Annotated in this window: 6 protein-coding genes; 4 read left to right on the top strand and 2 right to left on the bottom strand. The window is 38.9% G+C overall.

Annotated features, from left to right (window positions below):
- Positions 1-22: 22 nt before the first annotated feature.
- Together LRP83_RS07315 and LRP83_RS07310 are read right to left on the bottom strand one after the other, a co-directional pair.
- The gene (locus LRP83_RS07315) at positions 23-2,296 is read right to left on the bottom strand and encodes an EAL domain-containing protein (protein WP_230496041.1); all 2,274 of its coding nucleotides are present in this window, start codon (positions 2,294-2,296) and stop codon (positions 23-25) included.
- Positions 2,297-2,378: 82 nt separating this feature from the next.
- Complete coding sequence (locus LRP83_RS07310) at positions 2,379-2,945, bottom strand: hypothetical protein (RefSeq protein WP_230496040.1); 567 nt, start codon at positions 2,943-2,945, stop codon at positions 2,379-2,381.
- Positions 2,946-3,381: 436 nt separating this feature from the next.
- On the opposite strand from LRP83_RS07310, the gene LRP83_RS07305 reads away from it, so the two are divergent.
- The 4 genes from LRP83_RS07305 to LRP83_RS07290 all read left to right on the top strand — a co-directional run bounded on the left by LRP83_RS07305 (position 3,382) and on the right by LRP83_RS07290 (position 15,085).
- Positions 3,382-5,625: a vWA domain-containing protein gene (locus tag LRP83_RS07305; RefSeq protein ID WP_230496039.1), complete on the top strand. Its 2,244-nt coding sequence runs from the start codon at positions 3,382-3,384 to the stop codon at positions 5,623-5,625.
- Positions 5,626-5,690: 65 nt separating this feature from the next.
- A complete protein-coding gene (locus tag LRP83_RS07300) occupies positions 5,691-9,053 on the top strand; it encodes a tubulin-like doman-containing protein (RefSeq protein ID WP_230496038.1) in 3,363 nt (1,120 codons plus the stop codon).
- A gap of 18 nt (positions 9,054-9,071) precedes the next feature.
- Positions 9,072-11,240 (top strand): hypothetical protein, encoded by a 2,169-nt coding sequence (locus LRP83_RS07295; protein WP_230496037.1) that lies wholly within the window; start codon positions 9,072-9,074, stop codon positions 11,238-11,240.
- On the top strand, positions 11,237-15,085 hold the full coding sequence (locus LRP83_RS07290) for a hypothetical protein (protein ID WP_230496036.1): 3,849 nt from the start codon (positions 11,237-11,239) through the stop codon (positions 15,083-15,085). The genes LRP83_RS07295 and LRP83_RS07290 overlap by 4 nt, the downstream gene beginning before the upstream one ends.
- Positions 15,086-15,522 lie beyond the last annotated feature (437 nt).

Raw genomic sequence — 15,522 nt, 5'->3', positions numbered from 1 at the left:
TTTTTCAGTAATTCATTCTGCTCTAGGATTGTAACGGAACAGCATTCGCTAGCATTAATTTTTCGCAGTCGTCCGCACTTATAGGAGGACTGTATAAGTAGCCTTGAAACTCGTCGCATCCAATATCCATTAAAAACTCTTTTTGAAGCTCTTCCTCAACCCCTTCAGCAAGAACTTGGAAGTTCAGCCCCTTTGCCATCATGACAATCAATTTTACTATGGCAGCATCTTTTTCACTTTTTCCTAGAGATGAAATAAAGGAACGATCTATTTTCAGTCGGTCTATTGGAAATTGGCTTAAATAATGTAAGGATGAATATCCAGTACCAAAATCATCCATTGCAATTAGGAAGCCCATTTTTTTTAAATAGGAAAGTTTCGCTAGGTTTTTCTCAATAGGTCCCATGGCCATACTTTCGGTAATTTCCAATTCAATATCATTTGGATTTGCTCGAGTTTCTTTGATTATTCGAGATACTGTTTCAATAAAATCATTCTGTTGAAATTGTAAGGACGATATATTTACCGCAATCCTAAATACTGGTAATCCCTTTTCTCTCCAGGAAACAGACTGCTTACAAGCCTCCAATAAAACCCTTTCCCCAATTGGAACAATTAATCCCATTTCTTCAGCTAAAGGGATAAATTCTGATGGCGGAACCAAACCAAAGCCAGGTCTTTCCCAACGTACTAAGGCTTCCACGCCCACAATTTCATTTGTAAGGAGTGAGATTTGCGGTTGATAGTAGAGAATAAATTCATCACGCTCTAAACCCTTACGTAATGAACTTTCTAATTCTATCATTGGCTCCATACTCATAGAGCAGCGATAAATCATAAAATGATTTTTCCCTTTTTCTTTTACCTTGTACATTGCGGTATCAGCTTTCATTAGTAAAGCTTCAAAATCACTACCATGGTCAGGGAAAATTGATACCCCGATACTTGGGGTGATATGAAGTTCAAAATCCGTCATAACAAACGTTTTTCTCAAGGAAATTAAAACACTTTTTGCTTTATTTTCTATCTTTTCAAAATTAGTATCTTCGATTAGTATGACGAATTCGTCACCACCGATTCGACAGACTATATCATTTGATTCCATACAATTTACTAGCCTTTGCCCGACTTCTTTTAATAATAGGTCACCATAGGAATGACCAAGACTGTCATTTATATGTTTAAACCGATCCAAATCAAGTAGCATAAAGCCAATTTTCTTGTCACCAGATTTATTATTACTAACAGCTAACGAAAGTCTTTTCTGCAAATATCTGCGATTTGGCAGTCCGGTAACCACATCATGGTAGGCTAGATATTCCATCGAATTAACCGTTTCTACAAGCTTATCCGTTCTTTCCTTAACTTTCACTTCTAATTCTTCATTTAAACTATTTAATTGATTCACTAGTTTATCATTTTCTATTAAAGTAAATAATTGTCTTAAGATAACCAATAATATACTTAAAAATAATCCCATAACGATAGGATGTGTCTTGTAGAGAACCGATATCACATAAATCGATAGTAAAAGAACTCCCATATATGGAATACTATGTCGAAAAAATAAGTGGATTTTCGGACGTTTGGTTCGGAATTCTTTCGGAATATGGTAAATTCCTGATAAACCTATTAACAGAATCGATAAAATCCATAAAGGTTCATTTAAACTCCCGACCGTGTATAAATTCATAACCTTCAGATAGGAAAAGATCGTATCTGCAATAATTTGAATTAAGAATCCAGAGATGAGTAGAAAGGATGTGCTTCTACTAAAAATACCATTTGAAGCAATAATAAAGCTTAAAACTCCAACAAGGACACCTAGATCTAAAATAGGATAAAGAAACTCAGTGAAATTTAAAACAACATCAGTATTATGACTTAGTAACGGTTTAATAATAAATATCCAATTGAAAGTCATGGCAGCAGACATCACGATTAACATATCTAAGAAGAAACGAATCGTAAACAAATGGCTTTTTATTTGGTTCATTAAGACAAGGAGTGCGATAAAATAAAATCCATTTTGTCCCAACCAGAGAATCTCTGGTAGGTTATTCGTCTGTCCATTACCTTTTAGAATAAAAGCATCATATGCCCAAATTATTGTTCCTAGTAAGTAGAAAAGAACCCCGAATGCAAGTAATAACCAAAAACTTTTAGCCTTCCCTTCATGCTTCCAATAACTAAAACAAAGCCAAGCAATAGAGGTTAGGCAAGCAATAACTTGAAAGGTCACTCCGCCCCAATCCAAAAATATTTGTTTATCTTTAAAAATTACATTCCAAAGCAAATTCGATAAAATGAAAACAATTATAAAAAGGTAGGCGAATTTCTTTATTTTCTGGCTATACATCTAATTCTCCAATCTTGATTTATATTAAAATAAGTTTTCTCTTTTTATTTTGGTTGATAGAAACAATCCACTTGTAATCTTTTTTATTTTGGTAGATTTCTTTAGGACAAACAATAGCTGGAATTACATAATCCCCTTTATAATATATTTTTTCACCGACTGCTTCGAGTGGAATCTTATAAACATTTTTTAATGCTTTGTAAAAAATTCTTTCAAGCAAAACGACACAATAATTTATATCATGATCCTCTGTATAATGGACAAATAGGGATAAAAGTCTATCGAGATTCTTCCCCCTAAATTCTTTTAAAATGGCCACCTTGTCAATCTCAATGACTGAATCTGTTTCTTTGACAATCGATTCTAGCTCATGAAACGGAAATACAGTATTAATATTATTCTTTGGGTCTAAGCTATACGGTTTAAATTCAATCGTTCCAACTTTTCGTTCTTCAATGTCAGTTATGATATAACGATCTGTGAGACTATTTTCATTTTCTAAAAAATACCCTTTTTCAAGCCAACATTCCATCCAAATTTGGTTGAAATGATTTAATAGCGCCACTGAATCTACTTTTATATACATTGGTTCCCCCAGAGATACTCTTATTTAATCTTAATCTAGTTTATCATCTTTTCGTGGATATGGTGTACTAAAATGGTGTCAGCGTGGGGAGAAGGGGCATGCACGAAGTTGATTGATGTGAGGTTTTTTTATAAACAAAAGGAGGAATCTTGCAAATAAGGCAGGGTTCTTTTGCGTTACTTGTGTTACTACCCGATTAGATGATAAATTCTTAAACGCGCTATTTTTTGTAGAATAGTTGAGATTAAAATCCCCACTTCCAAAGCTCCTGCAAGATAGCCATACCCCTACACCACAAAGCCTGTTCCATATTTTCAAAAATAGGTCATGAGTTACGGTCTTCCTGTATAAGATAGAAGTAATTACCAAAGGTTGTTTAGAGCCTTACCAAAATGATAACTTATCGTGTGTGCTGGTATCGAAGGGAGTTTAAAGAATGATAGGTAAGTATAAACACGCGGTTATGATGCTAGTTATGTTCATTTTTTCCTTTTGCAGCATCCTCTCACCTGTTCAAGCTAAAACCGATCCACGGATTCCTAGAAATAAGATTGTGGCTCTGGTCTACGATGATTCTGGTAGTATGTGGGAACAAAAAAATCCTGATGGAACAAAACTGCCAATTGATAATTGGAAATATGCGAATTATGCGCTTCAAAGTTTCGTCGCTTTAATGGATACACAGGATCAGCTTAAGGTCGTTTATATGAGTTCACCAGAGGTAGCGAAGCCGGTCGAGTTAGAGGAGGATCTTCGTCAACTTGGGATTGATCGAATAAGAGCTTGGAATAAACGAAGTGGGACTCCTATCAAATCTTTACATACAGCTATGAATGAACTTAATCAGCTTGCGGATAGCTACGATCACTCTGATTTTTGGTTAATTGTTCTGACTGATGGGGTTTTTGCTGAACTAACTCCTGGAAGTGGCAAATATAGTACGAAAGAGCATATTGAAAAAACAAAACAAAATCTCTTTAAAAGTTTGGAAGAGTTAAAAGGAAAAGTGGAGAAGAAAGGTGCGACGATGCACACCACTTTGATCCCCACTGAAACGTATCTGAACCAGGAAGAGCAGCTGATCATGGCCGACTTTAAACGTCAATGGAAAGAAAGCTCGGATGGTCTAGTTTTAGAGAGCAATGGTCAAGTAGAAATTATTGACCGCATTAATGAAGTTGCCGCTCTAATGACCAATCGAGATCCGAGTGAGGAAAAGCTGTTTGATTTAAATCCCACTCTCGAAGGAAATCAATTAATCTTAGAATCTCCTTTTCCATTAAGGCGAATCTCGATCATTGAACAATCACCCGAAGAACAGGCTTCCTTTAACATGAAGGAATTTTACGTCAATAACAAACGCATCAAACAAGGGATGGAGGGTCCTTATAAAATAAAAACACCAGATGACCCACATCAAATCAATCCACCGATTCGCGGAACGCTGACTCATTTAAAAAATGTAAATGGGGACGCCATCATCGAAAGCGGTACGTATAAGATTGTCTTTGATCAGCAATTAACTAAAGATCAAAAAAAGAATATCCAGGTGTTAGCGGAACCAGCCGTTGATTTTAAGATTGATGTTAAAAAAATCACTGAGGATGGGAACCTGACGGATGACGCTTCCGTTTTCTTTGAGGGTAGTAAGATGAGGGTTGAAACGACGCTTATCAAGAGTGAAAGTACCGGTGAAGAAATCAATATAAGTACTATTGATGTTGATGGTTTGTTTGAAGTAGAAGCTCTAATCGGGGCAGACAAAGTTCCACTTCAATATGATCGTAAGCTTAATAAATTCAAAGGCGACTTTACCTTAACAGATAAGGGTGAGATTCCTGTAAAAGTGAAAGTCAATATTAAGGGTTTTTATCAGAAAGAAAAGGAAACAAGCCTTAAGTCTCTAGAAACTCGAAAAATGGAGTTAGTCGCTGATTCGGATTCATGGAGTGCCGCTTTAAATAAACTCGATGAGGCGAAACCGTTAAAAATAACTCCGATGATAAATGGCAAAGAAATTTCGGAGGAAGAACTGAAACAGATTTTTCCTCATCTTAAAATTCAAGTACCAGAAAACCTTAAGATCGAAACGGCACAGGTTGGAAATCAAATTCTCCTCTATCCTAAAGGGTTAGCTCCGCTTTTTCGAACGGCTGTAGGAGATGTTCCGTTAAAGGTCACCCTCCCTGGGTCCTATCCGAAGGAAGTGGCTGAGGCGAATTTCACCGTAACGATTCAAGATATTTCACCATTTAAAAAATATGGAATGGATTTGTTGAAGCTCTTGGGGCTACTGGCCATCCTTGCTTACATTGTTGGAATTATTAAGAAACCTAGATTTGACAGTGATCGAATATCCATTGAATACAAACGAAGTCGAAGAAAAGGGAGAATCCAAGATGTGCGAGGCGAAACGTTAGACTTCCACACAAACTGGTTCAGCAAATGGCTTATTCCTTTTTTTGCTGAAAAAAAGTCCATTTACGATTTGACATTTAAAGCACATGCGAGTAAGGATCGGGTCCTGCTTACGAAGGAGTGTCAAGAGTCTAGCTTTGTGGTGAAGTTTGAAAAGCTAGCTGAGAAAAGCAACAAGGAGGATCTTGCGATTTTTAATAATAATGAGATTCGGATTGAACGTGGTACGTATGACACGGTTTATATTTTCAAAGCACAATAACAACGGGTTTGGGCCCTTACTTGAGTGCCCAACCCATCATACTTTTATAAAAGGGGGCAACGACAATGAGTTTTAATGTACCAACTATCTTAATCGGACTAGGCGGGATCGGTAATAGTATTGCCAATATGGTATTCGGTAGCGTTCCTCCAGAGCACAGAGGTCGAGTGGCGATTCATGCCTTTGATACGGATGCGAACAGCCTTTCGCAATTGGATTACTTACGAAATTGTGCAACACAAACGAGTACGAACCACTCGGTGGGTGAATATTTAGATGCGAATAGTGAATTAACGAAATGGTTTCCACCTAATACACATCTACGAAGAAAAGGGATGACGGAAGGCGCAGGACAAGTACGCGCTGTCTCAAGGCTTGCATTTCGTTCGGCGATGGCAGAAGGGAAATTGAATGCGATGTGGGATGGAATTGAACGGATTTTTCCAGTTGATAGCCAATCCAATCAGCATTCGGTCCGCGTGATTATTATTAGCTCCTTGGTAGGTGGGACAGGTTCGGGGATTTTTTTACAAATTGCCCTTTATTTAAGAGAAATGCTCGAGCGAAAATTGGGGACAGACAGTGTGCTCATTCGTGGGGCGTTTCTACTTCCCGATATTTTAGTGAGAAGTAATACGCTTGACCGAAATGAGTGGGAGGCGGTTCAAGGGAATGGGTATGCCAGTCTCAAAGAGCTAAATGCAATTACGCTTAGTGCCTCTGGCCATAAAAAACAAAATGTCACCATCGAGCTCGAATATCGCCCTAACCAAATTGACCTTGAGGGACGTACCGCCCATGCGATTACCGATAAGCATCTACCCTATGATTTTTGTTTTCTTTATGACTATGAAAACGCGAAGGGGCAGCATTTGACGAATGTCTCTGAATACATGGACCAAGTAGCACGTTCGGTGTATCTGCAGCTCTTTAGCCCAATTTCGGCGAGAAGTTTTTCACAGGAAGATAACCAAATTCGGAGCTTAGTAGAATCTGATGGTCAAGCAAGATACTGCGGCGCAGGAGTGGCGTCGTTAACATATCCGTATGAGGATGTTGTCGATTACTGTGCGTTAAAATGGTCGGTTAATGGATTAGATGATACTTGGCTGTTATTGGACCAGCTGTTTCAGGATCATAAGAAGCAGCATGAGGCGGACTTACGTAATGGCATTAACTCGGACAAACCAGAGATTCGAAAGATTTTTGTTAGTTATTTTAATAAAAAGGCGAATGATCCCGAAAAGCCTAATCCGTTTTTCCGTCAGCTCGATTTGCAGGTTCATGAACTAGAAGACAAAGGCAAAAAAGGGGCTCCAAAATCGGATCTATTCCTAGATTCGGTCGAGGAATATGTGAAGCAGGTGCTTCGTGATGATGTCGAGTTAAAAGAGGATTATGAGGAGCATTGCCGGATTGATGATGGAAAGCTGAAATTAAAAGATAAGGCGAAACAAGAGGTTGGTCGAGTTGAAGCCGCCCTCGAAGATTATGAGATTGAGATTACGAAAAAAATTAACGAATACAGTCACTATATTGTTCATGAAATTATGGAGGCCGATTACCATTCACAAACCGGGGCGGAAGGACATTCCCATCGTTTAAATACGTGGATTTTAAAAAAAGATACACCAGTGCACCCAGTGGGCGTTCGTTATATTTTGTATAGCATTCAAAATCGATTACTAGAGAAGATTTCTAGTTTAAAAGAAGAGAATCGCCTGTTAAAGGAGAAAATGGATCGATATGAAGAAATATATGATCTTGATACGAATGACGGTGAGGTAGACGATGCTGTTCGTCGCGTGGATAAGGCGTTAAAACAGAGTCTCTTTACAAGGTTGACTAGAAATCCGTTTAAGGAATTTATTCAAGAGTATACCGGTAAAGCGAATGATCAGTTTCAGTCGCTGAATCGCTATAAGCTATCCAAGTTGTTAGAGCAGGTGTATTCGGCTGTAAATCAATCGATTAAAGATTTAATTTCCGATTGGGAGCGGTTTTTCGATCATTTAATTGAAACGCGGGAAACGCTGAAAGTGGAGATTAACCAGCTAGCACGGAAGTTTGAAGGCGTGAGTGACCCAACGAAAACGTATGTGTTAGCTGATAAGAAGATGCTCGAGCTGACATGGGAGCGCGTTCGTCAATCGGTGGATAATGGTGTTTTACCAGATAATATATCGCAAAAAATTTATTCCAGTCTATATAACCGGTTTATGGAGAAGAAAAACAATCGCGGGGCAGAAGAATTTTTTAAAGAAATGAAGGTTGAAGTTTTTTATAAAGAAAATGTCTTAGCCTTCTGCAGTCAGGAATTAGTGAGCAAGCATCAAGATAAGTTGGATTTTACGATTATCCAAGCATTGAAAATTGAGGCGGGCCGTTTAGGGTTAGACGATGATGACCATATTTATCAGCGAATCCAAGCGTTAGAGGAGCTCGCAAATCCCTTTGTTCCGATTACGAGTGATTATCGCGCGTTGAAGTTCTGGGGAATCCATCATGAAAGCCATGAATTAGTGGCCGAGAAGCTACGGAACGATTTATTTAATGAAAAACAAATTGTCGACGACGCCTTTAAGCGCAATGAAATCATCTGTTATCGTGCTCATTATGGGTTATCTGTTAGTGATTTCTCCAAGTTCTCGGCTGGTAAAAATGGCAAGCCGCCAGGTGTCTATTATGAGGCGTATCATCGTTTAGTTACAAAGTTGAATGAGGATGAAAATCGCACGATTACGCCGCACCTAGATCGCTATTGGCATTTACCCGCATATATGCCGGATTTAAATCCAGAGCAAGCCGCACTTGAGATTCACCGCACGGACCGTGCTCTGTTAATTGGGTTTATTTATGGATGGCTGCAGGTAGTAGATTCTGATGGGGTTAGAGTTTATCAATATAGTGGAAATCAAGGCACGAAATTAATTTTCAAATCCAATGAGAAGGTTCGCGAAGAAACGTCTCTCCTTCATGAAGCTTTGCCACATAATCCCGTTATTTATAATGAGATTCTGGAGCGCTATAAAGAGATTCAAGAAAATCAAATCCGAAATAGCCGTAATATTGAGGAACATGATTTTGTCAAAGGCGCCTTAAATGTCGCAAAAGTAAGAAAGGATGGCATGCAGAATATTTTAGATATTGTGCTGGCCTATGATCAAGAATTTATTGCGGCAGATGCCAGTCAAACAGAACGAGCCAATAGCCTACGGAAATGCTTGTTAAATGAAATCGTCGACTACTTCACGAAAGTACACAAAACAGAGTCAGCTAAGCGAGAGTCTGCGAAACTCATTAAACAGCTTTGGGATGAATCTGTTGTCCGTGGAAAAATCGATAAGAACACAGAAGAGTACAATAATTGGTTAACCGATATTAACAATAAGCTAGCCTCGTTAAATCAAGAACGAGTGTTAGTGTGATAAAGGAAGGGTTCATTCATGCACTCCATCGTGATTCATTTAGGTAAAAAGTATGAAGACTGGCATTTAGTTGAACCTTTTTTCTACCGATTGCAAAATCAAAACGAATTAACTTTTTATTGGGAGGATGAGGCTTCGGCCTCTGGTCCTCTTTTTTTATCATTGGTGGATCGAATTGTTGAGAGCTTGGATCGACACCGAATTAAGGACTGGCAGTTAATCATTCTATTAAACTTAAATGATGAACGAAATCAACGTAAACGGTTGACCACACAGCTTTCAGAGATCAAGCAGTATATTCTGTATCGTTTACGGGACAAGGGGTTTTATCCTCTCCAAACGATTTTACATCTGGTAGACATGGTTCTACGAAATTCCGACTACGCTCCAAAAGAAGAGCTGTTACGAAGATATTGGGAGCTGGATCATAATGGCTATCTATCGCCTGATAAGTCTGGTTTTCAATCTGGTAATTGCTTTGCCGCTGATGAAATTAAGCAGCTGGATAAGCTATGGGGCGAAACGGTACAGTTGCAAAATGTGGTTCTAGACCAACCAGGCGTAGAGTTTATGGAGGGGTTACAGCAGAAGAGTGATCGTGTGACTCATTATCTCATTGGTTTAATTGATAAGAAGCAAGAGTTGTTTAGGGATGCAGACTTCGAAAAGCGTTTTGACGATTGGATGACGGTCAGTCAATTAGAGATTGTCTTGGATGATTTCTTGAAAAGAATGAAGCAAATCAACTCGCTTCCGTTAACCTCATCGTTAACAAATTTTATTCCTTCGAAAGAGCTATCGAGCAGCTTGAAGTTTCATGTTGGAATTCAAAGTGAAATTGGTGATATTCGCATCGTTCGCCAGGAAATCATTCAAAGCTCTCACCGGGAAAGAATTAAAGGGTATTTAGAACTCGCCTATTTTCTACTGACCATCAGCCATCATCCGAAGCTGATTGAACGGATGGAAAAAGGGAGTACGAGTGTGATTCAAATAACGTTGGATGAGGAACGGCTTGAAAATTTATTGAAAAATTACTTCGTGAGCTTGTTAAAAGCAAAACGGCAGTTAGAGGATCAGCTATTGCTTCAAAATCAGTTTCATACGAATCGTTTAAAAGAGGATGAATTTACTCCTTATACCGCAGCGAGTCTCGAGAAAAAGACGGGTGAGGACCGTCCTTTAGCTAAAAATCAAAAGATTACAGGTCATTTCTTTGACCAATGGCAGGGGCAGCTTTTCACAGCCGAAACGACGCTCATTGATCGTGAAAAAGAGCTCTTTCGTAATTCAAGAGAAGCAATCAAAAAACTAAATGTCTTAAAAAGGAAAAATGAGTTTTTGGAAGAAGAAGAGTTGCTGGAGATTAATGACTATAAACAGAAGTTAGTTCAACAAATAGCGACTGTCCATCAAGAGGTCATCGATTCCGCCCCTTCTATGTCTGAAGCTCTTACCTTGTGGCGAAAACACGTAAATGCTGCAAAGAAAAAGATGAACTTTCTGCTACAGCAAATTCCGAATCAGCGTCAATTCGTGATTACGAGCATCCTCGTTTTTATGATTTTACTTCTTCCTATCGTGCCTATGTGGCTGTTAAATGCGCCTAGTGAAGGCGCACTATATCATGTAGTACTGGTTTTGGTTCTGCTTGGTCTCGTAACCTATACTGGATATTATTTGACAAAAAGAGATTCCCATCGGCCTGTATGGAAGTTTCAGGAGGAAATCTATGTGTATACGGACAATATCTATCAACTGCAAGTGGATTCCCAGCATCAATACAATCATTATTTAAACCGGTTATTCCAGCTTTTTTCATTAAGAAGATATCATGAGAAAGTGTCCTCGATTGGGGAAGAGATGAAGGAGAATAATGTTCTGCATCGCTATCATCTGATTAAATTAGACGAGTTTGTTCAGGTAACAAACCGATTACTTCATATCCTTCAAATCAACAAGGATCAATCCGACATCAAGCAAGAAATTCGAGTTCCTGCGATTAAATATGAAAAGAGTGTCATCGAGAACGCTATCTATTCTCCGTTCCAACAGCTTGGATTACTTGATTTGAATGGGAATGGAATCGAAGTATATCTCGGTAGCGCAAGGGAACAGTATCCATCCACCTATATTAATGAACTGGATCAAATTCGAATCCAAGAAGACAAGGTGTATAAACTATGAACTTACTCAACGGTGTTTTAGGAAGTCTCGTCGTTTTTGCCATCGGAATCGCCTTGCTCTACAGTGCTAATTTCTCCAAGGAACGACGCTATAAACAAGTTTGGCTCCCTTTGGTGGCGCTATTAATTTGCTTAACCTTCCTTCAGTTGGATGGCAGAATGACGCGTTTATACGAACAATTCCTTGGAGATAAATGGCCATTTTTATTAACCTATGTCCAGCTGTTGCTCAATTTCACGTTCATTGTAACGTTTTTGGCAGTGAAATGGACTTGGAAGCTTGCGGGAAGTCTGTCTTCCAAGTCACTTGGAAAGGCCTCAAAGAAGTACCGCTGGATCCAGCGCATGGTCGTTTTTTTGAAAAAAGTCGCGTCCATTTTCTATCCGAAAGGATTACTAGACAAATGGAACCGGAAGTACTTCGAGCCGGGAACGGTTTCACTTGTTTATACAAAAAGTCGTGGGCGAATTTTTTTGAAAAAGGAATGGACATACCTGTCTAGCTTTTTCAAATTTGCTAGTTTGTTACCGCTCGTTCTTCTCGTAACCCTGATCATTGCGAATGTGTATACCCTTTCTTTTATCGAGTATTTACCTAAATATCCGATCATCTCCTTTGTTTTATTAATGGAGATTGCTTGGTTTTTGAATGGTCGACGATTCCAGTATAGTGAAGGCACGATAGATGGAAAGGATGCCATTTCTAGAACGCTTGCCACCTATGAGGAGTTGTTTGGGCAATACAAGGAATTATGGGCGGACAGACTGTTAGCGGTTGGAAAAGTGAAGGAGAATGAGCAGTTTCATCATCGAACCCATCATTTTGCCTACGAACATCTTTCAACTGATTCGGAGCATCAGTTATTAATTAATGCGATTTGCGAACGATTAAAAAAGCAGAATTTGATTATTGATGAAAGCTATACGACAATGATGTCGGAAATCATCCAAGAACAGGATGTCATGATAGAAGATGTGATTTACGAAGATTTCTCAGCCTACTTCTTCCAAGCTTTGTATCATTTGTTGACGAAAAATAAGAAAATATTGATCATTGCTCACAATCAAAGTGCCGTATTAGATGCGGTAGATTGGGTGACAAAGGGAATTGAAGAGGTATCAGGAATCGAACAAGTATGGAAGGTAAGCACGTATTTAGATGCCCTTGAGCAAAATACCAATTCGGATGTGTTAATTGTTTCTCCAGATATTTTAAAAGAAAAACGGTTCCTGCACTACTTAAGCCAGTTAGAAAAAACCAAGATTCTAGAAGGGATTCTATTATTACAGGCTGAAAAATTGATCCCTAATTATTCAACGATTATTCATGCGTTTAACTTGAACGTAAGGGAGCTCATTGGGAAAAAGCCTCAATATATCGTTTTAACAGAGTGGTATGAAGGCTTAGAGCATACAATTCGAAATGTATTACAATGCGAGCCAAGAGATATCGTCACGACCTCCAATACGACTCAACATTTACACTATATGGTATGGAAAAAAGAAGGGGAGAAATGGCTTCAGCATACCCTTCTGCCCAAAATATCGTATCGGCAGCTAGAAGCGGAAGTGGTCCTATCCTTGCCTGCGTTAAGGGCAAATATTGAGCCTGTTCACTTTATCAACCAACACAAGACGAATGTGAAAGAAAGCATTCAAGAGGTTATGGATGCGAAGAAGAGTTTATTTGATTTAGGCTTTGACTTAGAGACGTTGGACCAATTTTTAAAAATGATGAAAATTCATGATAAAAACTTATCAATTCCAACTGATGATTTCGCTTTTCTGCTCGTGAGAGACAACCATCATAATTTAGTAGATAGTTTGAATTTGTGGAAGGGGACCGGCAAATTGGCGGCCTTTGTCCATGTGGTGTGCCCACCTTATTTACTTCGAGATTATTTAGCGAATCAGCTAGAATTTTATATGACGACTAATCGGACAGTTTCGCCATTGGCGCCACGTCTGTCGCAATCGATTTGGAGTGTTGCCTATTATCTTTTAGAGCGATTATGTCATTTTTATATTCGCGAAGAAGAAGTAGAAAGCTATTTAAGGAAAGCAAACATCAGCTCTTACCGCTCAGTTGTCGAAGGCGTGCACGAGTTATTTTCGAAAGCCTTTGGTCCAAAATTAGAATATCGCTTCAATATTGAATCAGAGGAATTACTAGTTTTTGATCGTTTGAAACGGGATTTTGTGAGGAAAACCCAATATCGGATTCCATATTCAGCGAAGGAAAAGATTTTACCGAAAGGATTTCGTTTTATTGAAATTAAGCATAACAACAAAACGATATCGGAAATCTTTGAAGGGCATATTTACCAACAATATCTTCCTGGCCAATTCCATTCGTTTAATGGCGAGCTTTATAAGATTCAAAAAGTGGATTTGGAGCATGGTGTCGTGGAAGTGAACTTTGAGCCGCTATTTGAACAGAAATATTATCGCCCGAGAACGGATTTTAAGATTAGTAGACTAGGGGAGGAACACCACTTTGCCAATAAAAACATATCATTTGAACGGTTTTCGATTAGCATTGGTGCGATTTCGGCTCAGGTGGAAATCCAAACAAGTGGTTATGTAGAATTAACTCAGATGTTAAATTTAAAATCAATGAAGGTTCATCACTTTCATCAAGATGAAGAGATTAAGAGAGTTTATGAGAATGGTCATCTCTTAAGCATCCAGATTCGTTCGAAAGACGAGCCAATCGAAAACGTCACGCAGATTGGATTTACGTTAGCGTTGTTATTAAATGAGCTGTTTATCTCGCTATTTCCGGATACTCATCCGTTTGTTAAGGCGTGTACGCAATTGGAGGATGACTTCTTTGACGAGGGGCAAGCATTTTCTAAAAAGCTAAAACTAGTTACGCCTGGATTGGTAGTTGAGGGAGGTGTCCCTGAAGAGCAGGGGCAGATTACGTTATACATCATTGAAGATTCGCCAGTCCACATGGGGATCTTAGAAGCGATTCGTGATAATTGGGAAAAAATCTTTGATATCTTGAACGATTATCTCTATTGGTTATTACAGGAAAGCAATGGCACAAGTGATTATCTGCGTTTTGGTTACGACCAATATCCAGCCGAGCTTGCGTTATCTGATACATTTACGATTATCGACGAGCTCTTAACAAGGAAGAAGCTTCGCGAGGTTCGAACTGAATATTTAGGTCGTAAAGTAGACGATGATATTGTCAAAATAATCAACAGCAAAACGCAATGTGTGTTCTGTGGAAAGATGTCTTCTTCCGCCCAATTCCATCAGCTGGATGACGGCAGGAAGAGATGCTTGACCTGTACGCAGTCAGCGATCGACCAAGTTTCACAAGTAGAACCACTCTATATGAAGGTTCGCGAATTTTTCAAAGAGACTTATGGGGTATCGATAAGTACCGATATCGAGCTTTCTCTGTTAAATACTGCGGACATTCACAAACTTAGTAATTTACCTTTTATTCCAGAAGCGGGTAATCCGCGTATCAGCGGGAAAGCGAGTATAGATCAGGATGGTACTCTTAAGGTGTTAATCGAAAACGGGTCACCAAAGGTCCATACTCTATCAACCTTAGCACACGAGTTGACACATATTTGGCAGTTTGAAAACTTGGATGTTCACGTGTTAGATTTAGAAGATCTAGAGGGCTTTGCGTCATGGGTAGAAGTTCATATGATGACCGAACTTGGAGAGATCCCATACGCTGAGATGCTGAAAGAACAGCTAGAACGGCGCCAAGATGAGTATGGTCGAGGCTATCGCCTGATTTGTGAAAGATTATCGGGGATGCCTGATGGGACTACGCCATTTGAGTTGTTTGTGGCTGTGGCGCAGGAAATATAGCTGGTTACACACGCAAGATTTTTCAGTCTCACGTTCCTAGAACGTGGGACTGTATTTGTGTCAGGAATGTGACAAAGGCTGATATATTTCTAATTTAGTCTGATATATAAAAAGAAAAGGCTGATATATCCACGAAATTGACTGATATGTTGTTGAAAAAGGCTGATATATTTTTAATAAGTAAAAAAAACTTTAAGTTTGCTATTTTTTCAGATACCCCTTGCGGTATGGAATGTGGCCGATTTGTGAAAAAGTCGGAATTAATTCGAATTGGGCCGGAATACACGCCAGAAGAGTCGGAATAAAGGTCGGGAAAGTCGGAATCCGAGCCGAAAAAGTCGGAATTCATTTCAAGCATACACAAAAAAGCTAAAAAAAGGTAATTTAAGAGGATTTTTGATGGATAACCCTGTCACGAAAAGGGAATTGATTGCCAA

Origin of the sequence: Pseudoneobacillus rhizosphaerae (genome assembly GCF_917563885.1) — a bacterium.
Taxonomy (GTDB): domain Bacteria; phylum Bacillota; class Bacilli; order Bacillales; family Cytobacillaceae; genus Pseudoneobacillus; species Pseudoneobacillus rhizosphaerae.
Note: the sequence above shows the minus strand (reverse complement) of the source record. Positions and strands in the feature narration are given on the sequence as shown.

Bases quoted from the DNA above. Each gene is read 5' to 3' on its own strand.
- LRP83_RS07310 (WP_230496040.1), bottom strand. From the start codon at position 2,945: ATGTATATAAAAGTAGATTCAGTGGCGCTATTAAATCATTTCAACCAA.
- LRP83_RS07305 (WP_230496039.1), top strand. From the start codon at position 3,382: ATGATAGGTAAGTATAAACACGCGGTTATGATGCTAGTTATGTTCATT.
- LRP83_RS07300 (WP_230496038.1), top strand. From the start codon at position 5,691: ATGAGTTTTAATGTACCAACTATCTTAATCGGACTAGGCGGGATCGGT.
- LRP83_RS07295 (WP_230496037.1), top strand. From the start codon at position 9,072: ATGCACTCCATCGTGATTCATTTAGGTAAAAAGTATGAAGACTGGCAT.
- LRP83_RS07290 (WP_230496036.1), top strand. From the start codon at position 11,237: ATGAACTTACTCAACGGTGTTTTAGGAAGTCTCGTCGTTTTTGCCATC.